General features: G+C 65.3%; 20 protein-coding genes and 1 tRNA gene. 14 read left to right on the top strand and 7 right to left on the bottom strand.

The window, feature by feature from the left end:
* Positions 1 to 35 precede the first annotated feature (35 nt).
* Both G6P88_RS17955 and G6P88_RS17950 read right to left on the bottom strand, forming a co-directional pair.
* Complete coding sequence (locus tag G6P88_RS17955) at positions 36 to 2,087, bottom strand: S9 family peptidase (protein ID WP_165324407.1); 2,052 nt, start codon at positions 2,085 to 2,087, stop codon at positions 36 to 38.
* Between the two features lie 5 nt (positions 2,088 to 2,092).
* Positions 2,093 to 2,620 carry a hypothetical protein gene (locus G6P88_RS17950; RefSeq protein WP_165324406.1) on the bottom strand — a complete coding sequence of 176 codons (528 nt, stop codon included), beginning with the start codon at positions 2,618 to 2,620 and terminating at the stop codon, positions 2,093 to 2,095.
* A gap of 83 nt (positions 2,621 to 2,703) precedes the next feature.
* Here G6P88_RS17950 and G6P88_RS17945 point away from each other — a divergent pair.
* Positions 2,704 to 2,780: transfer RNA gene (locus G6P88_RS17945), tRNA-Arg, on the top strand.
* A 166-nt stretch (positions 2,781 to 2,946) separates the two neighbouring features.
* On the opposite strand, the gene G6P88_RS17940 is transcribed toward G6P88_RS17945, so the two are convergent.
* Both G6P88_RS17940 and G6P88_RS17935 read right to left on the bottom strand, forming a co-directional pair.
* Positions 2,947 to 3,999 carry an extracellular catalytic domain type 1 short-chain-length polyhydroxyalkanoate depolymerase gene (locus G6P88_RS17940; protein WP_206335816.1) on the bottom strand — a complete coding sequence of 351 codons (1,053 nt, stop codon included), beginning with the start codon at positions 3,997 to 3,999 and terminating at the stop codon, positions 2,947 to 2,949.
* A gap of 102 nt (positions 4,000 to 4,101) precedes the next feature.
* On the bottom strand, positions 4,102 to 4,320 hold the full coding sequence (locus G6P88_RS17935; protein ID WP_165324404.1) for a hypothetical protein: 219 nt from the start codon (positions 4,318 to 4,320) through the stop codon (positions 4,102 to 4,104).
* Positions 4,321 to 4,757: 437 nt separating this feature from the next.
* Between G6P88_RS17935 and G6P88_RS17930 the strand changes: the two genes are divergently transcribed.
* From G6P88_RS17930 to G6P88_RS17900, 7 genes are all read left to right on the top strand, one after another.
* On the top strand, positions 4,758 to 5,210 hold the full coding sequence (locus tag G6P88_RS17930) for a PA2169 family four-helix-bundle protein (RefSeq protein ID WP_165324403.1): 453 nt from the start codon (positions 4,758 to 4,760) through the stop codon (positions 5,208 to 5,210).
* 53 nt (positions 5,211 to 5,263) lie between these two features.
* Positions 5,264 to 5,602 carry a hypothetical protein gene (locus G6P88_RS17925; protein WP_165324402.1) on the top strand — a complete coding sequence of 113 codons (339 nt, stop codon included), beginning with the start codon at positions 5,264 to 5,266 and terminating at the stop codon, positions 5,600 to 5,602.
* A 121-nt stretch (positions 5,603 to 5,723) separates the two neighbouring features.
* Entirely contained in the window at positions 5,724 to 5,951 is a 228-nt protein-coding gene (locus tag G6P88_RS17920) for a hypothetical protein (RefSeq protein WP_165321244.1), read from the top strand.
* A gap of 244 nt (positions 5,952 to 6,195) precedes the next feature.
* Entirely contained in the window at positions 6,196 to 6,792 is a 597-nt protein-coding gene (locus tag G6P88_RS17915; RefSeq protein WP_206335815.1) for an SRPBCC family protein, read from the top strand.
* Between the two features lie 2 nt (positions 6,793 to 6,794).
* Positions 6,795 to 7,985: a zinc-dependent alcohol dehydrogenase gene (locus G6P88_RS17910; protein WP_165324401.1), complete on the top strand. Its 1,191-nt coding sequence runs from the start codon at positions 6,795 to 6,797 to the stop codon at positions 7,983 to 7,985.
* Between the two features lie 10 nt (positions 7,986 to 7,995).
* Positions 7,996 to 8,775, top strand: coding sequence for an SDR family NAD(P)-dependent oxidoreductase (locus G6P88_RS17905; RefSeq protein WP_165324400.1), 780 nt, complete (start codon positions 7,996 to 7,998; stop codon positions 8,773 to 8,775).
* 150 nt (positions 8,776 to 8,925) lie between these two features.
* Positions 8,926 to 10,713, top strand: a complete 1,788-nt coding sequence (locus tag G6P88_RS17900) for a hypothetical protein (protein WP_206335814.1) — start codon at positions 8,926 to 8,928, stop codon at positions 10,711 to 10,713.
* A 173-nt stretch (positions 10,714 to 10,886) separates the two neighbouring features.
* Here G6P88_RS17900 and G6P88_RS17895 read toward each other — a convergent pair whose 3' ends face one another.
* Entirely contained in the window at positions 10,887 to 11,369 is a 483-nt protein-coding gene (locus G6P88_RS17895; RefSeq protein ID WP_165324398.1) for a DUF421 domain-containing protein, read from the bottom strand.
* Entirely contained in the window at positions 11,369 to 11,896 is a 528-nt protein-coding gene (locus G6P88_RS17890; protein ID WP_165324397.1) for a hypothetical protein, read from the bottom strand. Before G6P88_RS17890 ends, G6P88_RS17895 begins: the two co-directional genes overlap by 1 nt.
* A gap of 128 nt (positions 11,897 to 12,024) precedes the next feature.
* On the opposite strand from G6P88_RS17890, the gene G6P88_RS17885 reads away from it, so the two are divergent.
* Together G6P88_RS17885 and G6P88_RS17880 are read left to right on the top strand one after the other, a co-directional pair.
* Positions 12,025 to 14,271 (top strand): acyl-CoA dehydrogenase, encoded by a 2,247-nt coding sequence (locus G6P88_RS17885; RefSeq protein WP_165324396.1) that lies wholly within the window; start codon positions 12,025 to 12,027, stop codon positions 14,269 to 14,271.
* Positions 14,272 to 14,707: 436 nt separating this feature from the next.
* Positions 14,708 to 15,262 carry an opacity protein gene (locus G6P88_RS17880; RefSeq protein WP_165324395.1) on the top strand — a complete coding sequence of 185 codons (555 nt, stop codon included), beginning with the start codon at positions 14,708 to 14,710 and terminating at the stop codon, positions 15,260 to 15,262.
* Between the two features lie 63 nt (positions 15,263 to 15,325).
* Here the strand turns inward: G6P88_RS17880 and G6P88_RS17875 are convergent, their stop codons facing one another.
* Positions 15,326 to 17,746: a hypothetical protein gene (locus tag G6P88_RS17875; RefSeq protein ID WP_165324394.1), complete on the bottom strand. Its 2,421-nt coding sequence runs from the start codon at positions 17,744 to 17,746 to the stop codon at positions 15,326 to 15,328.
* Between the two features lie 243 nt (positions 17,747 to 17,989).
* On the opposite strand from G6P88_RS17875, the gene G6P88_RS17870 reads away from it, so the two are divergent.
* The 4 genes from G6P88_RS17870 (at position 17,990) to G6P88_RS17855 (ending at position 23,008) form a co-directional block, all read left to right on the top strand.
* Positions 17,990 to 18,445: a lasso peptide biosynthesis B2 protein gene (locus G6P88_RS17870; RefSeq protein WP_165324393.1), complete on the top strand. Its 456-nt coding sequence runs from the start codon at positions 17,990 to 17,992 to the stop codon at positions 18,443 to 18,445.
* 58 nt (positions 18,446 to 18,503) lie between these two features.
* The gene (locus G6P88_RS17865; protein WP_165324392.1) at positions 18,504 to 19,373 is read left to right on the top strand and encodes an alpha/beta hydrolase; all 870 of its coding nucleotides are present in this window, start codon (positions 18,504 to 18,506) and stop codon (positions 19,371 to 19,373) included.
* 230 nt (positions 19,374 to 19,603) lie between these two features.
* A complete protein-coding gene (locus tag G6P88_RS17860) occupies positions 19,604 to 20,623 on the top strand; it encodes an NADP-dependent oxidoreductase (RefSeq protein ID WP_165324391.1) in 1,020 nt (339 codons plus the stop codon).
* A 201-nt stretch (positions 20,624 to 20,824) separates the two neighbouring features.
* Positions 20,825 to 23,008: a TonB-dependent hemoglobin/transferrin/lactoferrin family receptor gene (locus G6P88_RS17855; RefSeq protein WP_165324390.1), complete on the top strand. Its 2,184-nt coding sequence runs from the start codon at positions 20,825 to 20,827 to the stop codon at positions 23,006 to 23,008.
* The last annotated feature ends 4 nt before the right edge of the window (positions 23,009 to 23,012 follow it).

Below are 23,012 nucleotides of genomic sequence, written 5' to 3'. Positions count from 1 at the left end.
CGACCTGATCCGCGCCCCGGACCCGCTCTCCCGCGCTAGGCCCCGCCGACCTGGGTCAGGACGAAGGCATAGGCCTCTGCGTCCTCGCGTAGCGAGTCATAGCGGCCCGACTTGCCGCCATGGCCCGCGCCCATGTTGATCTTGAGCAGCAGCAGATTGTCGTCGGTCTTGGTCGCGCGCAGCCGGGCGGCCCATTTGGCCGGCTCCCAATAGGTCACGCGCGGGTCGTTTAGACCGCCCGTGATCAGCATCGGCGGATAGGCTTTGGCCTCGACATTGTCATAGGGGCTGTAGCTGCGGATCAGATCGAACGCCGCCGGATCGGTTATCGGATTGCCCCATTCGGGCCATTCCCCGGGCGTCAGCGGCAGGCTTTCGTCCTGCATCGTGTTGAGCACGTCGACGAACGGCACGTCGGCCACGACAGCACCCCATAGATCGGGATCGGTGTTGGCGACCACGCCCATCAGCTCGCCGCCCGCCGATCCGCCGTTGATCGCGATCCGTCCGGCCTGGGTCAGGCCCGCCGCGATCAGGCCGCGTGCAGCATCGGAAAAGTCGCGGAAGGTGTTCCAGCGCTGCTCCGCCTTGCCCTGCAGATACCAGTCATAGCCGAGGTCGTCGCCGCCCCGGATATGCGCGATCGCATAGGCCCAGCCGCGGTCGACCAGCGACAACCGGACGGTGGAGAAGCCCGGCGGGATCGCATGGCCATAGGCGCCATAGGCGTAGAGGAACAGCTTGCCCGATCCGTCGCGCGGGAAGCCCTTGCGGTAGAGCACCGAGACAGGGATCGACCGCCCGTCACGCGCGGGCACCATCAGCCGCTCGGTCTCGTAAAGCGACGGATCGTAACCCGACGGAATGTCCTGCACCTTCAGCGTCGTCAGCTGGCGCGCGACCGGATCATAATCATAGACCGTCTGCGGGGTGACCATCGACGCATAGCCAAGCCGATAGGCGGGCGGATCATATTCGGGGTTGCTGCCGGGCGAGACGGTATAGCTCGCCTCCGGAAAGGCGATCCGATGCTCGCTGCCGTCATAGGCGCGCAGGCGGATCTGATCGAGGCCCTCGACCCGTTCGACCAGCATCAGGTGCCGGGCAAAGGCGGTGATGCCCCGGATATAGACCGCGTCCGATCCCGCGACGACGGTCTCCCAGTCGCCGGGCGCGGCCGGGTCCGCCTTCGCGACGCGGAAGTTCACATGCTCGTCATTGGTCAGGATCCACAGCGCCCCATGGGCGCTGTCGACCGAATATTCGCGCTTCAACTTGCGGGGGCTGACCAGAAGCGGCGCGGCACCCGGATCGTCGGCGGGGACAAGGCGCACCTCGCTCGTCTGGTTGTCGCCGGTCGCGACGACGATCCAGCGATCGTCCTGGGTCTTGCCCACGCCCACATTGAAGCCGAGCTCCTCGGTCTCCTCATAGACGGTGACGTCTTCGGCCGGGTCGCTGCCCAGCCGGTGGAGCCGCGCGCGATAGGTGCGCCAGTTGTCGTTGACCTCGGTGTAGACGAGGCTGCGCGAGTCATTGCCCCACGCCACCGCGCCGTTCGCCACGGTCGTGACCGTCTCGACATCGGCGCCCGTCGCCAGGTCGCGGATGCGGAGCTCGAAGCGCTCGGCCCCGCTGCGATCGGCCGACCAGGCGGCGAGCCGCCCGTCCGGGCTGACGCTCAGCACCTGCAGGCGGAAATAGTCATGCCCTTCCGCCTCGGCCGGCTCGTCGAGGAGCACCTGCTCCTCGCCGCCCGCCGCCGGCTTGCGGTACCAGACGCGATATTGCCCGCCGGGCCGGAACGCCCACCAGTAGAGCCAGTCGCCGTCCTTCTGCGGAACGCTGGCGTCATCCTCTTTCAGGCGCGCCTTCATCTCGGCGAACAGCGTCTCGACGAGCGCCTCGTGCGGCTTCATCGCCGCCTCGAAATAAGCATTCTCCTCGCCGAGATAGGCGAGCACGTCGGGATCGTCGATCACCGGATATTTCTGGTCCTTCAGCCAGAACCAGGGGTCCTCGATCGTCTGTCCATGACGCGTATAGGCGTGCGGCCGCTGCGCGGCGATGGGGGGCTGTGGTAGCATGGCGTTCAGGATCCGCTGAGCATCAGGGCGTCGAGCGCGGCGCGCTCGGCATCATAGGTCGCCTGCAGGCGCACGGCGGCCTCGGTGATCGCGTCGGCAGCGGCGACATTGCCGGCGGTCACAGCCGCCTCGCGCCGCCGGTCGAGCTCGGCCAGCGCGTCGGCGACCGCCGCGCGTGACGAATCGAGGCTGCTGTAACTCTGCTGCGCTGCGATCCAGGCATCGCTGCCCGCCTCCTGGCGCAGCCCCGCCGCTATGCCGGCGCCATCCTTCGCCAGTGCCGCGCGGAACGCCGCATCGGCCTCCTCCGCTTGCGCCACGACCGCCGAGACATCGGCCGAAGCCGGCAGCGGCGCGGGCGTCGAATCGGGCGCGGGCGGCACCGGATCCGCCTTCAACACCTCCCGCTCGACCGGACGGGGGGCGAGCGATGGGTAGCCGCTGCGCTCATCGGCGCAGGCGGTCAGCGCCAGAGCGGCAAGAAGGGCCGACGCGCAAGGCGCGGAGAAAGGGCGAAAAGCGGGGCTGGACATGGCGCCGGGTCTAGGCCGCGCAGAAAATCTGCGCAACGGGGTTGCGCCCGACGATTTACCCCACTAGATGCCCCTCCCACAGCGCGCCCGTAGCTCAGCTGGATAGAGCATCAGACTACGAATCTGAGGGTCGGACGTTCGAATCGTTCCGGGCGCGCCAATTTTCCTACATCGACGTTGCGTCAGCTTCGCCTGAGGGCGAGGTAGTCCGTACCTCACGCTCGGGACAGAGCGGCACGCCCTGCGCCCGACCGGCAAGGGCGTAGCTGAGCTTTCGACAAACACCCTCCACCTCTCCGGCGTGAGCGGACTGCCTGTCTTTCCGGCTAATTGGCCGAGGGCCCCATGCGGTGGGAGAGAAAGAAGCGCACCATGGCCCGCGACGCGTCGGGTCCCTTGGGATCCACATAAGAGCCGGCGCTGTCGCCGCCCGCCCATCCGTGGCCTGCCCCCTCGACCGTGCATTTCTCGATGACGATGTCGTCGGCGCTATTGCTGTGTATCTCCCGCGTAAACCGGCGGCCACCCGGCTCCTCGCCCGTAAGCCTGGACCGCTTCAGGGCGCTGCCCCCGGCATCCAAGGCCTCCTCGACGATCCTGTCGCTGTTCGCGGCGCTGACCGTGTCGTCGCGATCTCCATGAAAGGTGATGACAGGTACGGCGCGTCCGCTTCGCGGCGGCCGATCTCGCCGATCGCCCCCGTTCCGCATCGCTGCGAAAGCCCCCGGAATCGACGTCGCCGCGCCACAGGGCAGGCCGGAATGGACACCGACAGCCGCAAAAAGATCCGGATAGACCTCGGCAAGCACGGCTGCCGCGGCTCCGCCGGCCGACATACCCGCAACATAGACACGTGTCGCATCGACCTGTTCTTCGGCGATCAATTGCCCGACGATGCCGGCCATCATCGCGGGTTCGCCGGCGTCTCGCCTCTGGTCCTCCGGTCGAAACCAGTTCCAGCATTTTTGCGCGTTCGCGCTGTGCGATTGAGCGGGATAGCCGACCAGAAATCCATATTCGTCCGCGAGCAAGTTCATGCGCGTGCCGCGTGCGAAATCCTCGGGCGATTGGGTGCAACCGTGCAGCATCAGGATAAGCGGCCTCCCGGACGTGCTGCCCGCAGGCTTATACAGGAAATAGTCCAGGCGACCGGCCGGGCCATCATATAGGCGGCGTTCGAAACGCCCCTCCGAAGGGCTTTCTTCCCCATGAGCCGCCGTCCTTTTGGAACGCGCGGCCCTTGGCTGTTTCCGGATCGCGACGCCGGGCTTGCGCCGCTTTGACGCCGAGGCTGGGGTCTCTTGGGCGAGATTCGCGAGAATCTGAAAGGTCGCTCCCACGACATTGCCGCTTTGCGTCAGCCGAAGAATTTCGGCCATCGCCGAGCGAGATAGAAATTTCATGGAAGGTCCTCAAAGGAGTTATCGCCGCAATCCGCTCGGCTGCCTGCAAGCGCTGCCCGGCAGGCAGGACGCGCTGGCTCAGCCAGCTCGCCGCTTGAGCGGACCAAGCGCGAGCACGGCTTCCTCGATCTCGTCCTCGCTTAGCGTTTCGCCTGTCTTCAAATTGGTGACCGACGTCCGAGCCTTGGGAACGCGCTCGCGGATCAACGCTGCGGCGACATGCATCGCATCGCCATATTTTTCCTCCGTGAACAGGTCCGCGCGACCGGGCCCCTTACGCTTGATCTGAAATGCCATGTCGGCCTCGCTGGATTGGAAGGAAAGACGACCAGCGAAACGGAGCGCGCCGCCGGCCAAGGAAAAGTGCCACAGTGTTCAAAGGATGCTGGTCAGGCTTGCGGCCGCCGTATCGCGCTCGCGGCCCGGACGAAGCAGGGAGGGGACGCGCATGCCGATTTCTTTCATGGATTTCCTATAGGAACGCCCGGCCGACGCCATAGTGCCGCGAACTGCGCCAATGCCGGCGATCATCTGATGCAATTCTCTATATTTAATTCCGGGCGGGGCGCCCGCCATATCGGGCGCGCGGTATGTTGGACGGGGGCCAACTGCGTCGCCCGTCGCACGGAATCGATATCTCGTCGATCTCCGATGCGACTTTCGGCGCGGTCGGGGCGTTATCTCCTGCAGTCTGCACTGCCGCAGCCTTCCCCCTTTATCGACAGGAACGCCCCATGTCCGACACCAGCAATGATATCTCGACCTTGAACAGCCTGATCGCGACGACGATCGACAGCGTCGATGGCTACACGGAAGCTGCAAAGGCGAGCGAGGGCCGGTTCAGCGCGCTGTTTACCAGCCGTGCGACCGAACGGCGCAAGGTTGCGACCCAGCTGCAGCAGCAGGTCACCAGCCTCGGCGGCGAGCCCGAAGATGACGGCACGGTGCTGGCCGGCGCGCACCGCGTCTTTCTCAACCTGAAGTCCATGGTGACCCGCCATGACGACAAGGCGATCATCAACGAGGTCGAAGCCGGCGAGGACCACATCAAGGCAAAGTATGAGGACGCCATCCGCGACACCGACCTGTCGCCGTCGGTTCGCGCGATCATCGAAAAGGCCTATGTCTCGGTCAAGGAAGGCCATGACCAGATGCGCGACCTCAAGCATTCGATGGAACGCGGTTAACCCGAAGGCAGCGGGAGCTTCTGCTCCCGCTGCCCTCCCATCAGGGGGTCGATATGACCGAAATTGCCAGCGCCGCGCGCGGTGCCATTCTGACGCTCGCATGCCTGGCAAGCCTTACGGCCTGTGACGGCCCCAACGAGAAAGCCGGACGCGACGCCGATCGCGCCGAAGCCGCTGCGATGGGAGAGAACGTCACGGGCGAGGGGCCGCGAGAGCGGCTCGGCGAGGCACAGGACCGTGTCGAGAAGGCTGATGCGCGGGCGAGCGACGCTGCGGCCGAAGCGCTTGAGAAGCAGGGCGACCAGTTGCGCACACAGGCGGACTTCGAAGCCGACCAACTCGACGAACAGGCCCGCGGCTTGCGCGATCGCAAGACACAAGCGACACAATAGCTCAATCGAAATAGCGGGAAACGCACTCCCCGAGACGCTGGCGCCACAGCTGAGCGGCTGCATCGATCATCTAAAAACAGCATCGGCGAAACGGCCGCTAATTTCCCCCAGGAGGATGAGGATGCCCGAGTTCACGACCGACCGGCTCGATCCCGACGCCAAGCAGACCGAGGCACTGCAGCGCCGTGATCCGGCCGGCGACGCCCGGCCCAACGCGCAGGACCCGGATCCGCGCACGCGTGGCGGCAAACCGCAGGAAGCCGCCGAAGACCGGCCGACGGTGGGCACTGTGACGCCCGAAGATTATCCGCTGGCAGACCGAAAGGCGAGCCGACCCGAACCGGAATGACCGCCTTGAACGATACAAGGGGAATAAATTCCTGATTCGAGTAAGAAACGGTCTAACTCCAGAACAGCCGTCGACGCATATTCGGCAGTAAAACTGCACGCGATCTATCAACAGAGATCGATGATCTCAGATGCTTCTCACGACGGCATACGAACATCCCCGTCGTCGGATCGCCTCGCGAAACAAAAGGAACGTGACGCTCCGCAGGTGGTTTTGAAGAGTCCTACGCCACGGAGATTCCAAGATGAGTGATTCCGCTACGGGCCTGGAGATGGCCCGGGACGACGCCCCATTGTCCACTTCCAAGAATGGCGATGCCATTGGCCGCGCGACGAATGAACTCACTGAGGCCAAGGGCGGCACGTTGATCGGATGCACGGTCACGATCAATCGCCCGCGCGCGGAGCTCTTCTCTTACTGGCGCGACTTCGCCAATTTGCCGAGCTTCATGGATAATGTCGTGTCGGTCGACGTGCGCGGCGACGTCTCGCATTGGGTCGTAAAGGCACCCGGCGGGAAGACGGTCGAATGGGATGCCGTCATCACCGAGGAAATCGAGGGCGAGACGATAGGCTGGGCATCGATGGACGGCGCCGATGTGCCGAACAGCGGACGGATCGATTTTCGCGATGCGCAGGGCGATCGCGGTACGATCGTCAGAGCGACGATCGTTTATGATCCGCCGGCTGGTGTGGTGGGCAAGTTGATCGCCAAGATGTTTCAACGCGAGCCTGCCATTCAGGCCCGGCGCGATCTGCGGCGCTTCAAACAACTCATGGAAACGGGCGAAGTCGCGACAGCCTCGCGCACCGCCAAGCAATTCGCCGAAGAGAAGGAATAAGCATGCGCGCCCTCACTTGGCACGGGAAGCACGACGTTCGCGTCGATACGGTCGACGATCCGGAAATCCTCAACCCGCGCGATGCGATCATCAAGGTCACGTCGACCGCGATCTGCGGCTCGGACCTGCATCTCTATGACGGCTACATCCCGACGATGCAGGCCGGCGACATTCTCGGCCATGAGTTCATGGGCGAAGTGGTCGAAACCGGCCCCAAGTCGACGCTCAAAAAGGGTCAGCGGGTCGTTGTGCCGTTCACGATCGCCTGCGGCAGCTGCTACCATTGCGGTAAGCATCAATATTCCGCCTGCGACAATGGCAACCCTGCCGACAATCAGGATATCGGCATGGAGCTCTATGGGCAGCCGATGTCAGGCCTGTTCGGATACAGCCACCTTACCGGCGGCTATGCGGGCGGGCAGGCCGAATATGTCCGCATCCCCTTCTCGGATGTCGGCCCGTTGGTGATCCCCGACGGTATTGACGACGACAAAGTGCTGTTCCTTTCGGACATTTTGCCCACAGGATGGCAGGCAGCGGAGAATGCCGACATCGAACCGGGCGACACCGTTGCGGTCTGGGGGTGCGGGCCCGTGGGTCTCTTTGCGATCCAGTCCGCGATGCTCATGGGGGCCGAGCGCGTAATTGCGATCGACCATTTCCCACACCGCCTGGAACTGGCGAAGACCTTCGGCGCCGAGACGATCAATTTCGAGGAAAGCAAGACCTATGAGGCGCTGATGGAGATGACGGGGGGCATCGGCCCCGACGCCGTCATCGACGCCGTGGGCCTCGAGGCGCACGGCTTCTTTGTCGATAACGTCATAGATCAGATCAAGAAGTCGACCTTTCTCGGCACCGACCGGATTCACTCAATCCGTCAGGCGATCATCGCCTGCCGCAAGGGCGGGCGTGTCTCGATGCCCGCGGTGTATGGCGGCATAGTCGACAAATTTCCGCTCGGTGCCTTCATGGAGAAGGGCCTCACCCTCAAAACAGGCCAGACCAGCGTGCAGCACTATATGCCCGCGCTGCTCAACGCGATCATCGAAGGCAAGATCGATACGACCTTCCTGATCAGCCATCGTCTCCCGCTCGAACAGGCGGCCGAAGGCTACAAGATGTTCCACGACAACCAGAACGAAGTGACCAAGGTCGTGCTGAAGCCCGGCATGGCGATCGCTGCCGAGTAGGAGATCCGACATGGCCAACAAATTTGCGATCATCACGGGTGCATCGACCGGCATCGGCTTCGAGCTGGCCGGACTTGCGGCAAAGAGCGGATATGATCTTCTAATCGCGGCTGACGAAGCGCTTATCCTCGCCGCTGCCGACGATCTCCGGGCCAGGGGCGCGACGGTCGAGGCGGTGGAAACGGACCTCGCCACCATTGGGGGTGTCGATAAGCTGCTCGGTGCCGCCGGTCGCCGGAAGGTGGACCTGCTCTGCGCCAACGCCGGGCGGGGTCTCGGTCACGCTTTTCTCGATCAGGATGTCGCCGACTGGCGTCGGGTGATCGATACCAACGTTACCGGCACGGTGTATCTGCTCCAGAAGGTCCTGAAGGAGATGGTCGCGCGCAATGATGGCAAGGTGCTCGTTACCGGCTCGATCGCCGGTTTCATCCCGGGCAGCTTCAATGCGGTCTATAATGGCACCAAGGCCTTCATCGATAACTTCACCGAAGCTGTCCGCAACGAGATCAAGGATGTGAAGGGCGTGACGCTCACCACCCTGATGCCGGGCCCGGTGGAGACGGAGTTCTTCGATCGTGCCGACATGCTTGATACGTCGGTCGGCGCCGATCCCGGGAAGAGCGACCCGGCCGATGTCGCCAGGGATGGCTGGGACGCGCTGATGGCCGGCAAGGCGAGCGTCGTTTCCGGCTGGAAGAACAAAATTCAGAAGGCTGTGGCGAATGTCACGCCCGCCGCCCTCCTCGCCGAACAGCACCGCAAGATGGCCGAGCCCGGCGGTGCCTAGCCGCCCGGTCGGCCCGCTCCCCCGTTCAGCCCCGCATTAACCCGATATTGGCATACGACGTGCCATAGCCCAGCCATGCACTGGGTGAGGATGATTGAAGAGCGCCTGGCGGGCTGGACATCCGTGCGATGGGCTCGGAACAGCAGCGCCATGCTCGGCGGGCTCGTCGCTGTCAGCCTGTTGGGTGGGGCGATCGTGGTCGCAGCACTTGTCGCGCGGCTCGACGCCGATGCCTCGCTGCGCAGCGTCGCCACGGCGCGTGGGGTCATATCCTCGCTGCTCCACGCGCAGGCGAGCAGCGCCTATAATACCGGCCGGTGGGATGATGCGACCCAGCATCTCTATGGCGATCTCGACCGCGCCTGGGCGAGGAGCAACATCAGCGGCGAATATGTCGCCTATGTGATCGATGCGCGCGGTCGGACGCTGTTCGCGCAACGCAGCGACGGCACCATCGATCCGCCGCTTGGGGAGGTCGCTCCTGCCGCGCTCCGCTCCATGCTGGACCGCCTGCCCCGCAGCTTCGCCGACGCGGACCGGATGAAGGAGGGCATCGCCTTCTTCGACCAGTATCGCGGTAGAACCGCGATTTTCGGTGTGATGCCGGTTATCCCGCTCAGCAAAAAGGTTGCGCCACCGCGCGGAGAATTGCGCCATCTCATCTATATCGACATGCTTACCCCAGCGCGGGTCACGTCACTTGCTACGCGCTATGGTCTGACCGGCCTGCGCGTCGATGCGCGGGGCACACCCTCCTCGGTCGCGCTTGCCAACCTCCGGGGCGACGGAGTTGCGGCGCTGGCCTGGACGCCCGAACACCCGGGCAGCGCAGGGCTGAAGGCGATATTGCCGATATTGCTCGTTATCGCCGGCGCCGTCCTCGCCCTCACTTGGGCGCTGGACCGGGTCATGCGGCGGCAGCAGGCAGAGCTCGCATCGAGCAACGAACAGTTTCAGGCCATGGCACGCGAGGCCGAACGCGCCGCCGAGCGCGCCGAGGCGGCCCGTCGCGAGGCTGACCTGCTGCGCGACCGCGCCGAGGCTGCCGCCAAGGCGGAGGCGCGCGAACGCGAGAGGTCCGCAGCCGCGCTCAAACAGGCCGCGCGCTCGACCGGCATGGACCTCCAGGCGCATCTGGTGGCGCTGGTCGAAGACCTCGCCCGGCTGGCGGGCCAGCTCGACGAGACCGCCGACGCCGCCTGGGCCGCGACGCAGGCGCAGGAGACCCACGCCAACTGGGTCGGCGCGAAGAGCGCCAACGCCGCTGCTTCGCTCGACGACGTGCTCAGCGGAGCGGCAGGCATGGCGAATGCGGTGCAATCGATCCGGCAGGAAGTGGCGAGTACGCGCGACGCAGTCGCCTCGGCGGCGCGCCACTCCTCGGAAACGGCCGTGGGCAACGAAGCGCTGTTGTCGCATGTGGACGGGATCGGCTCGGCGTCCGAGGCTATCCTGACGGTAACCAAGAAAACACGGCAGCTGGCGGTGAATGCGGCGATCGTCGCCGCGCACGGCCAGAGCGCCCATGACGGATTTTCGGTCATCGCCCGCGAGATCAAGACGCTCTCGGAAAATAGCCGCCTGTCCGCCGGGCAGATCGCGGATCGGCTGAAAGCGGTGACCGAATCGGTCCATCGCAGCGTGGACGCCAGCCTGAGCATCGATTCCGATCTGCAGAATATCCTCGAATCGATCAGCGCAGCCGACGCCGCAGTGCGGGCGCATGAGGCGGCAGGCGCGGCGATCGTCGAACGGGTGCATCATGCACGCCATGAATCGCATGCGGTGGGCGGCCTGGTCCGCGAAATGAATGCATCGATCGCCCATGTCCGGGATAGCGTACAACTCACCCGCGAGGTTAGCGCGCGCGTCCGCGAGCGGGTCGAACTGCTGGAACGGGCTCTCGGCAAGGCCGTCTCGGACCTGATGGCCGCCTGACTGAGGCCGCCTGCGGCGTTCCTCCTTTCCGCGCGCGAAGCGCTTCATCCGGCAAAAAGAAGCCCGCCGGGCGAAACCCGGCGGGCAGAAGGGGAAAACCGGAAGGGGGAATAAACCGGTTGGCAAGCAAATGCCCGAGATCGAAAGAAGTTCCGGCCCGGCATGATTTTTTTTCAAAGCGCTGGATCGTCTCTTTCCTGTCCGCTGCCCTCGTCGCCGTCGATGCCGATGAAGCTGATCTTCCCGTTGGTTTCGAGGATCGCCCAGGCAACATCCTTCATCCGCGCATAGCCGGCCAGCCGCATCTCGCTCTCGATCTCGGCCCGCGTTAGCCGGTCCCGGCGCAGATTGTCGGTCAGCAGTTCGCCATGGCGGATGATGACGCGCGGCTCGCCCTCCAGCAGCTTTTCCATCCGCGGAGACAGATAGCTCGCCCAACTCAACACGATCCCCCAGAAAGCGAAGGTGGTGATGGCCAGCGTGGCGCCCGTCAGGCTGAAATCGTTATGCGTCACCCCCTGCTGGATGAGGTCGCCCAGCACGATCAGCGTGACCAGCTCGAACGGCGTCATCTGGCTGAGTTCGCGTTTCCCCAGCAGGCGGAGCAGCCCATAGAGGATGAAGAACATCGCGGTGGCGCGCAGGACGATATCCATCAGGGCAGGACCTTCGTACGGAGCGAAAGGCCGGCGACCTGCGCCTCGCCGTCGAACAGCGCCATCCGCCCGGCATTGCCGCCGAACAGCGGCGGATTGATCTGCCCGTCGAATTTCAGCTCGATCGGCTCGCCCGCTGGAGCCGGGCCGAACGACATCCGGAACATGCCCTTGCCAAAGCTCTCCTTTTCCGCCCCCGGAATTGTCGAATTGACGGTCATGTCCTTCCAAAGCGACGGTTCGATCCCCAGCACGAGGTCGGCGAACGGGCGGTGGGGCGTGATCCGCACGCGCGTCTCATAGAACAGCCCGCTGCGCAGAACCGCGGCAGTGGTAACTTCGAAGCGCACGGCCGATGTCTCGACGACGTGGGTCGGGCTGGGCCCGCCGCCCGCCAGGCCCAGTAAAGCGCAACCGAGAATCGCGGTCGTCACGATCAGCGACGCCAGCTTCGGCCGGCGCAGCGGCGCAGGAAGGCGATGATGCCTGTGCTCTATTCCGTCGGGTGCTGCCCTTTCCTGTCCCATGGGGCAGTGAACCTGCGGCCCAGGGCTTCGTTCCGATGGCATGCAGGCGACCGGAGGGCGTTTGGTCAATCTTTCGAAATGGACCCTGCTCGCGCCTTCTTCGTTGCTCTGGGCAAAGGAGAGTCCGCATGTCCCTCACCACCGTCCGTCGCGATGTGGTCACCCGCCCGCTGTTCGACCTTGCCGCAAAAGCCATGCCGCAATTGTCCGCGACCGAAAGCGAAGCGATCGATGCGGGCGACGCGTGGCTCGACGCGTCGATCTTCACGGGCAGTCCCGACTGGACTGCGCTGCTCGAGGTTCCAGCCGCGCGGTTGAGCGATGAAGAACGTGCCTTTCTGGACGGCCCGGTCGAGACGCTGTGCGCGATGATCGACGACTGGCGCGTCACCTGGGAAGACCGCGACCTGTCGCCTGAGACATGGGATTATCTGAAGCGCGAGCGCTTCTTCGGCATGATCATCCCGAAGGAGCATGGCGGGCTGGGCTTCAGCGCCTTCGGCCATAGCGAGGTGGTGCGCAAGATCGCCTCGCGGTCGATCACCGCGGCGGTCACAGTAATGGTGCCCAATTCGCTCGGTCCCGGAGAATTGCTGGTCGCCTTCGGCACCGACGAGCAGCGCCGGCACTGGCTGCCGCGCCTCGCCGACGGTCGCGACATTCCCTGCTTCGGACTGACCAGCGCAGAAGCCGGCTCAGACGCCGCTGCGATGATTGATGAGGGTATTGTCTGCCACGGCGAGTGGCAGGGCAATCAGGTGCTGGGCATCCGCCTGAACTGGCGCAAGCGCTACATCACCCTTGCACCCGTGGCGACCGTGCTGGGCCTCGCCTTCAAGCTGCGCGATCCGGACGGTCTGCTCGGCGGGCAGGAGGATATCGGCATCACCGTCGCGCTGGTCCCCACCGATCTGCCCGGGGTCGAGACCGGCCGCCGCCATCTGCCGTCGATGCAACCCTTTCAGAATGGTCCGACGAGCGGGACCGACGTATTCATCCCGCTCGATCATGTCATCGGCGGGCGGGAGCGCGTGGGCCAGGGCTGGAAGATGCTGATGAGCGCGCTCGCCGCCGGGCGTGGCGTATCGCTGCCCTCGTTGTCGGCGGCGGCGGCCTCCTTCGCAGCACACACGACCGGCGCCTATGCGCGCATCCGCGCGCAGTTCGGCATGGCCGTCGGCAAATTCGAAGGCGTGCAGGAGCGGCTCGCCCGCATCGCCGGCAACGCCTATCTGCTCGACGGCGCGCGGCGATTGACCTGCGCAGGCCTCGACCTCGGCCATCATCCCGCGGTGATAGCCTCGATCATGAAGCTGCACGCGACCGAGCGGATGCGTATCGTCGTGAACGACGCGATGGACGTCCATGGCGGCAAGGCGATCATCGAGGGTCCGAACAACTATCTTGCCAGTCATTATCGCGCGATCCCGGTCGGCATCACCGTCGAGGGCGCCAATATCCTGACGCGCAGCCTGATGGTGTTCGGCCAGGGGGCGATCCGCGCCCATCCCTATCTGCTCGACGAGATCCGTGCGCTCGGCGACTCCAATCCGTCACGCGCCCTCGCCCGCTTCGACGACCGCTTGTGGCGCCATGTAGGCCACTTCATCCGCAACGCGCTAAGGACACTACTGCGCAGTTGGTCGGGTGGCTTCTTTGCCCCCGCCCCTGCTCGCACCGGCCGGGCACGGCGCTTCTATCGGCAGCTGTCGCGCTATTCCGCAGCCTTTGCGATGACATCGGATATCGCCTTCCTCACGCTCGGTGGCGAACTCAAACGCCGCGAGCTGCTGTCGGCGCGGCTGGGCGACATCCTCTCGGAAATCTATCTCGCGAGCGCCGCGCTCAAGCGCTGGCACGACGAGGGCCAGCAGAAGGCGGACTGGCCGCTGCTCCATTATTGCATGGAGACGAGCTTCGCGGAGATCGAACGCCGCTTCGACGAGATTTTCGCGAACATGCCTCTTGCGCCGGTGCGCGGCATCCTCCGCTTTTTCATCATGCCCTTCGGTCGGCGCCGGCGTGGGCCGTCGGATCGCCTGGTTCGCCAGGTCGCCGACCTGCTGCTGGTGCCATCGGCGACGCGGAGCCGCCTGACCGAGGGGCTTTATATGGGAAAGCCCGAGGACGCCGTGGCGCGGCTCGGGGCGGCCTTTCGCCTGGTCGATGAGGTCCAGCCGATCAAGGACCGGCTCCGCAAGGCCGGGATCAAGGACTGGCACAGGGCAGCGCCGGGCGCTTTGTCGGAAACCGAGAGCCGCCGCCTTGCCGCCGCGGAGCAAGCTGTCGCCGACATCGTCGCCGTCGACGATTTCGCGCCCGGCGAGTTGACGGCAGGAGCCGATCGCCCCGGATATCGCCACGCCGCCGAATGAGATGATCGATCAGCCTGGGCGGGAGGCTGCCTGTCTCCAATGGGGGGGCAAAGCCGCGGGTGTCCCCGCGGCGGCTAGGCAGCAGTGTCCTGTATCCCCGAAGCACCAGCCGCAAGTGAACGACCTCTCACTACAGCGAAAGGATACTATCGATCGCCCCCCCTATGATCTGCGATATTTTCATTAAATCTGATCAATCATTACAATATAAATCGATTCTTCTGGAAATATCATTCCGATTCCATAACGAAAAACAGTAGGATTTTGGCGTGATACAGGCCATCCATTTCCAGCGATGGCTGTGTTGCACTTTTGCAACGCGAATTTTCTTCTCTTCCCGAGTGCGAAACCTTTCTTCCGTGCGACGGGTTAGAAGCGCGTCCCGGCCGTCGTCGGGGATGCCCAGCGTTTAGGGCCGTCGATTGGAGATAATTTGATGAAGTTCGCAGTCATCGCCGCCGCCCTGGCGGCAACCCTCAGCACCGCAGCCATCGCTCAGGACCGCTCGCCCGACGGCAGCGAACCGGCCTTCAGCGTCGAGCCCTATGTCGGCATCCTCGGGGGCTATCATAATTTCGATCGCGACAGCGAGTTCGGCACCGTCGGCACCCGCGGCAAGATGGACGGCGCGCTCGTCGAGGGCATCGCCGGCGTCAACATCCCCTTCGGTCCGGTCTTCGTCGGCGTCGAGGGTAATGCGGCCAAGGGCTTCAAGGACATCGACTGGGAATATGGCGTAAAGGGCCGCGTGGGCATGCGCGCCGGCCAGAGCGGCCTGATCTACGTGTCGGCTGGCTATCAGTGGGTCAACGGCCGTCGCGGCTTCTCCGACCAGAAGGACTGGACTTATGGTCTGGGCGTCGAGGTCGGTCCGAAGGAGATCGGTCTGGGTGGCGTGCTCGGCGAGGCCGGCCCGCGCATCCGTCTGCAGGCGGATACCTACGATTTCGACAGCATCCGTCCGATGGCGGGTCTCGTCTTCGCTTTCTGATCCCCATCAACGGCGACAAAGAAGGGCTTCGGCATCGCTGCCGGAGCCCTTTGTCCTGCCTGGCTATTTCACCGCCGCGCTCGGTGGCGCGCGCACCGGCAGCGTCACCTCCTCGCCCGGCGCATCGCGCAGGCGGAGCGCCAGCCTGTCCCCGGCAGGCCGCGATACCCGGATCGTGTCACCGGTGAAGCCTTCGGCAATGGTCAGCGGCTTGCCCTTCCCCGATCCGATCGTCTCTATCAGGAACAGCCTCTCCCCCTTCACCACGCATTCGCCCGCAGGCGCGCAGTCGACAGAGGTGATGCGGGGCAGCCGGGCAAGCGTCGCGAGCGGCTGCCAGTCGCTGGCGCCGGTTTCACGCACCAGACGAAACTGGAGCGGGCCGAACGCCGCCGGCCCCAGCTTCCCGGGATCGAGCACAGCCACGACGATATCATTGCCCTGAATCTGAAGGTCGGGTCCGACCGGCAGGTCGACATGCACATCCTCGTCTGCGGTCGCGATCTCGATCCGATCCTTCGCGGTCAGGCGCGGGCCATCGTTCACCCGCGCGGAAAACACCATCTGTCCCGTGTCCGGAAGCAGCTGCTCGCCCCTGATCGCAAGGGCAACGCCGCTCCCCGAACGTCCGGGCTTCAGCGTCCGCTGAAGCAGCGAGACGCCGGGTCGGGGGGCCTCGAAGCTGACCGAAACCGACAGCGATCGGCCATCCTTGAGCCGCACGCGTGCCCGCGAGGCCACATCTTCCAGCGCGGCACCGTCCTCGGCAGCCATCGTCAGCCGGTCGATATCGCCCTCGCGCCGCAGAGTCAGCGGGCGCAATTCGCGCTCTCCGAAGGACGCGCCTGCGACCTGATCGAGCCTCTGGCCGGACAGCGTGCCGAAGCGGTCGCCGGCATGGACCAGCAGGCCGTCCAGCCGGCTGGCCTGCGCATAAGCCCGCACGGCCAGGCTGGCCGGGTCGATCCCGCCGAGCTGCCTGAACTCCAGCGTGAGCGGACCGGGGCGGACATCCTTGAGTGGCAGCGTCAGTGCCAGCCGACCCGCATCGGTGACGGTCGCCCCGACCGCCAAGGGCTGGTCATTACCGCGCCGGACGGTCACGCTGGCGACACAGGCAGGCGACGGCCCCTCGAGTTCCAGCGGATTGTCGCGCCCGGATACCAGGCTCGCCGGTTCTCCGGCGATCCGCCATTCGCCCGCTGTCGGGAATTCCAGCCGGAAGGCAGGCCCCTCGAAGGGATCGAATCCCCACAGCCCGTGCAGGCGCGCCGTCAGCTTGCCGCTCAGTCCGGCGGGAACCGGGCCGTCGATCATATAGCCACCCTTGTCGGCGCGCGCGCGGACGGGAATGTCGACGGTCCCTCCGGGCGCCTCGATCCGCAGCTTCATCTCGCGCAGATAGTCGGTCGCGTAGATCAGCGGCGCCCCGTCGACCGGCAGCAGAAGGTCCGGCCGCGCACCGCACAGCGGTCGATCCACCGCAGCGCGCAGACGCGGCGGGCTGTTCGCCTCGATGGCCGGCATGCCTGCGACCAGCACCGATCTTGGCTTGGCAAAGGACGGCGCGGCATTGAGCAGCAGCGCGACCCCGGCGCCCTGGCGCTGGGTCAGGCTGGGCAGATAGTCGAGCTGCGGATTGCTGAACGCGCCGAATACGCGCGCTATGTCGCGGATTACCCCGATATAGGGGCTGTAATAGCCCATGCCGGCCTCGCGCGTGGAACTCAGCTGTAGCGCGAGGTCGACGGGCGCGCCGGCAAGCGTCTCGGTCAGCGACGAGGTGTGGACGTCCGCCAGCACCAGCGCCTCGCGATGCTCGAGCAGGCAGGCGGCCTGCGATTCGATCACCTTGCCCAGGCAATCCTCGTTGAGCTTCATCGAAAGGCTGCGCGCGAGCACGGGAGCCACGCTGCGCAGATATTCCGGGTGGCTGTTCTCCTGCGTCCGGATCGCGGTCATGAACGCATCGAGCCGCGCACGATCGAGCGACGCCTGATTTAGGTCTTGGGTTGCGCGGACGAATTCGCCGGGACGTCCCCGTACAGCATCGGAAATCGCGCCGAGAGCGCCCCCGCTTTCCGGAACGAGGAAGAGCACGAGCTGGCGGGCCCCCTTGGGCACCTCAAGATCGAGCTGGCGATCCTTGTCCTTCTTCTTCCACGGCTCCGCCGACCTCACCCAGTCCTTGGCGGGCGGATTGGTGGCGCCTTGCAGAAAGGCGGAGACCAGCAGGAACCGCGCGCGCTGATCGGTCGGGAAATCGGCAACGACCCTGATCCGGTCGCCTTCCGCCAGGCTGGGCACCTGGGCGATGGGAAGCGTCATCCCCCCTCGCGTGACGGTGATCCGCAGCCCCGGGCCGCTCAGGTCGAAAGGCGCAGGGTCGGCGGCGCGGGCGGCGCCGGCCAGCAGGAGGGCACCAGCCGCGCACAGCAGACCATGGCGTGCGGAGACAGAATGCAGGGACCGTATCTGGGGCATCCCTGCTGTAATGGGCCATGGTGTAGCATGGTCAAGCCGAACCACCGGCGCTTCGCCCCCATCTCCACGGCAGGGCGTTCCGAACGGCAGACGATCCCCCGTGGGCGACGACCGTCATCGTTCGACCTTTCGAGCATGAACTGCGCTGGGCCGCGCCCGGCCACGGACCCTTGGCAAGGCTGCCGGACGAGGATAGGCCGTTCGCAACAGGAAATACCTTCCGTGGAATGCCAGGGATTTGCGATGCGGAAGCTGATGTCCACCTTGCTGCGGGTCGAAACGGCGCTGGCCCTGCATCTCGCCTGGGTCCTCGTCTTTCTGGTCCCGCTGCGCATCACCCGCCGGTTGTTCGGCGAAGTCGAGGCCCCGGAAAATGGTGGCGACCGGATCCTGGCGGCAGTTCCGGAGAGGACGATGGCTCGCGCCGCCGACATGGCACGTCGGCTACGCCACGTCGCCGGCCGTCTCCCTTGGCACAGCACCTGCCTCGTGCGGGCCATCGCGGGGCAGATGCTACTCGCGCGCAGGGGCATAGCCGGTGGCACGATCCGGTTCGGCGTGCGCAAGCAGGACGGCAAGCTGGAGGCCCATGCCTGGCTGCTGCTGGACGGCGTCGCCCTGATCGGTGGGGAAGAGGCCGAGGGATATCGCCCGCTTGCCGATCTGGGTCGTGGAGCACCGGCATCGAACGGACAGTAGCGAAGGGATGATCGGCTCGCGGACAAGATGGCTTGCTGCCGCCTGTATCGCACTGATCATGATCAGCCTCGTCGCCAGTTGGACGGTCGGTTCGCACCTGTCCCGAGGAGAGCGGTGGGATGTTCCCGCTGCCCGCTCGCCCGCGCAGGACATTCGCCTTCGGGCCGGCGACGGACTGTCGATCGCGGCGACCTATCGGCCGGGGCGCGATCCCGCCGCGCCGGCGGTGCTTCTCCTGCACGCAAAGGGCCAGTCCCGGCAGTCGATGGCAAACAGGGCCGAGTGGCTTGCCAGCCTCGGCTATGCCTCGCTCGCGATCGACTTTCGCGGGCATGGCGAGTCCGATCTCGCGCCCCGGACCAATGGCTATACCGAAGCCCGCGATGCCAGGGCGGCCTTTACATGGCTGAAGGCGCGACAGCATGGGGCTCCGGTCGCCATAGTCGGCATCTCGCTTGGTGGCGCGGCGAGCCTGATCGGCGAACAGGGCCCGCTGCCGGCCGATGCGCTGATCCTGCAGGCGGTCTATCCGGATCTGCGCCGGGCGATCCATAACCGCATCGCCCAACGCGCGCCCGACGAAGTGGCGAGCCTGCTGGAACCGCTGCTGAGCCTGCAAACGCTGCCCCGCATCGGCGTCTGGCCGTCGCGCATCTCACCCCGGCACGCTCTTGCCGCCTATAAGGGCCCTGTGCTGGTGATGGGCAGTACGGGCGACGAGTCCACGCCGCCCCGGGAGACGCACGCGCTTTTCGCCGCCGTTTCCGGAAATCGCAGCCTGTGGCTTGCCGATGCTGGCGATCACGCCGCGATGTGCGACCTCGACGGCCCGCCCTATCGGTCCATCCTCGCGTCCTTTCTCCTCCGCACGATCGGTGAGCCCGGCCAGCGTCGGACAGAAAAGGGAGCCATTTCGGATAATGACTGAAAGTACATGTCCCAATGGTCGTATCGACTTTGGAGTGGTCTGAGCCGATAGCGGGACCGTGGCCATCCCCCTCGTGCCACAACTTTCTGGTGCTCCGCCCGCCTAACCTTCCAGCATCCTCCTAGGGCGGAGCACCTCTTTTTTCCTCTTCTCCGGTGAACAGAGTGATGACGTAGCGTCACTTGTTCGCTCGCCGCTGCCGCGCGATGCCGGGATCGACCGAGGAGAGGATGATCCCACCGATGAACCGCCGATTTCTGCTAGTTCGCAGGCCCCTTGGCATTCCCGTTCCAGACGATTTCGCACTTGTGGAGACGGCCATGCCTGTACTGCCGCCCGGCGGACTGATCGTCCGGAACCATTATGCGTCGCTCGATCCCGCCCAGCGCGGCTGGATGGACGATGCCCCCAGCTACATGCCGCCGATCCCGCTCGGCGATGCGGTTCGCGCCGCAACCCTGGGCGTCGTCCACGCCTCCGACAATCCGGCCTTCGCACCCGGCGACTGGGTCCGTGGCGCCCATGCGCTCGAAGACTATAGCGCAGTGCCCGCCGGGAGCTTTACGCGGTCGATCGACATCGATGCCGTCGATCGACCGACGCTTTATTTGTCGGCACTCGGCGGCAACGCGATGACCGCCTATTTCGGCCTACTCGACATAGCAAAGCCCCAGCCTGGCGAGACACTGCTCGTCACCGGAGCCGCGGGCGGCGTCGGCTCCATCGTCGGGCAGATCGCGAAGATCGTCGGCTGCCGCACGATCGGGATCGCCGGCGGCGCGGAGAAATGCGATCGCCTCCTGCGGGATTTCGGCTTCGATGCAGCGATCGACTATAAAGGGAAGGCCGTCGCCGAGCTCGCCGAGGAGATTCGCAAGGTGGCCCCGCGCGGGCTCGACATGCTGTTCGAAAATGTCGGCGGCACGGTCATGGATGCGGCGCTGCTGAACCTGGCACAAGGCGCGCGGGTCGTCCTGTGCGGGTTGATCAGCGAGTATAACGCCCCGGAAAGGATCGGCATCCGCAACCTGTGGCAGGTGCTCGTCCAGCGCGCGACCATCCACGGCATGATCGTCGCCGACTATATTCCCCGCTTCGCCGAGGCGACGGACGATATCCGTCGCTGGCTCGCCGAAGGGAAACTGCATGTCGAGGAGGATGTGCAGGACGGACTGGAAACCGCCTACCCTGCCTTCATGCGCCTGTTCAGCGGCGCCAATCGCGGTAAGCAGATCCTCAGGATCGCCTGAGCCCCACCACACCCCCAGCACAGGACAGCAGAGCGTTGCGGCGCGATGGCGGAGCCGCACCGCACTGCTGCACGTTGACGAAGCGAGGTCGTCCTGCATAGAGACGATAATGCGAATCACTCGCATTATCGTTAAAGGGGATAAATGTTGAGGAAGGACAGTCTTCCACATGCTCGTCACAGCGCCGGGCAACGTCGCCGGATGCAGTTGGCACCGCTCGCCAAAATCATCGCCAGCCTTCCCATGCTCTGCGCTTCACCCGTCCAGGCGCAGGACAATGACGGGCAGTTCTGGCTGGACCGCATGAGCCAGATCGTCGTGACCGCGACCCGCACGCCGGTGAAGATCGAGGACCTGGCGGTGACCGTATCGATCCGAACCGACGAGCAGATCGCCGACGAGATGGCGACCGACATAAAGGATCTCGTCCGGTTCGAACCGGGCATATCGGTGCAGCGACAGCCGGCCCGGTTCAACGCCGCGCTTTCGGCCACGGGACGCGCGGGCAACGAAGGATTCAACATCCGCGGCATCGGCGGAAACCGCGTTCTGATCCAAGTCGACGGGGTGCGGGTGCCCGATGGCTTCAACTTCGGCGCCCAGAGCGCCGGTCGGGGCGATTATGTGGACATCGGCCTCATCAAATCGGTCGAGATCCTGCGCGGCCCTTCGTCCGCGCTCTATGGCAGCGACGGGCTTGCCGGTGCGGTCAGCTTCGTCACCGCCGATCCTGCGGATTTCCTACCGGGCGGCAAGAGCATCGGCGGGCTCGTACGAGGCGCCTATTCGAGCGCGGACAGCGAGTTCACCGAAACCGCCATCCTCGCCGGCCGCAGCGGCGACTGGTCGGCGATGGCCGCCTATACAAGGCGCGACTGGAAGGAACTCGACAATAAGGGAACAGTCGGGGGAAGTGGCGCCACGCGCACCAAGCCCAACCCGCAGGACGGCCGGTCGGATGCCATCCTCGCACGCATCGTTTACGCCCCCGCCGGTGGCCATAAGCTGCGGCTGACCGGCGAATATCTGGACACGCATCTCTTCACGGAAGGGCTGACCGGGCTCAGCCCGGCCGTCGAACTGCTGCAGGGCGTCGACACCGGGCAGCGCAAGCGCATCAGCCTGGACTGGAGCTGGGAAGGCGCCGGCCTGATCGATTTCGCACGGGCCGCGGTCTATTGGCAGGACGGCGACGACCGCCAGTTCACCGATGAGGACCGGACCCCACTCGCCGACCGCGAACGTCTCAACAGTTTCGAGAACCGGGTCTTCGGTTTCGCTGCGGACGCCCGGTCCGATTTCGCCACTGGGCCGCTCTCGCATCGCCTCGTTTTCGGCGGAGACATCAACAAGACCCGGCAGCGCGGGCTGCGCGACGGGGTCGTCCCGCCGGCGGGTGAAGTCTTCCCCACGCGCGCCTTCCCGACGACCGACTTCACCAGGGCCGGCCTCTTCATCGGCGACCAGATCGGAATCGGGCCGCTCACACTCTATCCGGCGCTGCGCTTCGACTGGTATGATCTGTCGCCGCGCAAGGACGCACTGCTTCCGGCTTTCACGGGCGCAGGTCAGGACGGTTCGCGCCTCTCGCCCAAATTCGGCGCCGTTCTGAAGCTCACCGAAAATATCCGGCTGTTCGGCAACTATGCCACGGGGTTCAAGGCTCCCGAGCCGGGACAGGTCAACCAGTTCTTCGAGAACCTCGCCTTCGGCTATACGTCCGCGCCCAATCCCGATCTCGGCCCCGAGCGCAGCGAGAGCTTCGAGGGCGGCGTGCGACTCTCGGGCACCAATGTCAGCCTCGATCTCACCGCCTTCAGCTCACGCTACAAGGACTTCATCAGCCAGGAGGTGGTCGGCGGGGCCTTCACCCCGTCCAACCCTGCGATATATCAGTTCGTCAATCTCGATCGCGTGAAGGTGAAGGGCGCCGAGGCTCGCTTCGAGGGCCGCGCGGACAATGGGGTGCACGCGACGGTCGCGCTGTCCTATGCCAAGGGGGACGTCATCGAGCCTGGCGGAGTTCGCACCCCGCTCTCGACGATCGACCCGCTCAAGCTGGTCGTCGGGGTCGGCTATCGCGACCCGCAAGGCCGGTTCAGCACACAGATCATCGCCACGCACAGCGCGCAGAAGGAACTCGACCGCACGACCGGCCTGTGCACCCCCACATGCTATCGGCCGGGTGCGTTCACCATCCTCGACCTGACGGCAAGCGCGCCTCTGGCCGAAGGACTGACGCTGCGCGCCGGGATCTTCAATCTGCTGGACGAGAAATATGCCTGGTGGAGCGATGTCCGCGGACTCGCTTCCAGCTCGACGATAACCGATGCCTATACCCAGCCAGGTCGCAACGCGAGCGTCTCGCTCAGCTATCGCTTCTGATCGA

Source organism: Rhizorhabdus phycosphaerae (assembly GCF_011044255.1).
Taxonomy (GTDB): domain Bacteria; phylum Pseudomonadota; class Alphaproteobacteria; order Sphingomonadales; family Sphingomonadaceae; genus Rhizorhabdus; species Rhizorhabdus phycosphaerae.
The sequence above is the reverse complement of the archived record's forward strand: the minus strand, read 5'-3'. Positions and strand labels throughout refer to the sequence as shown.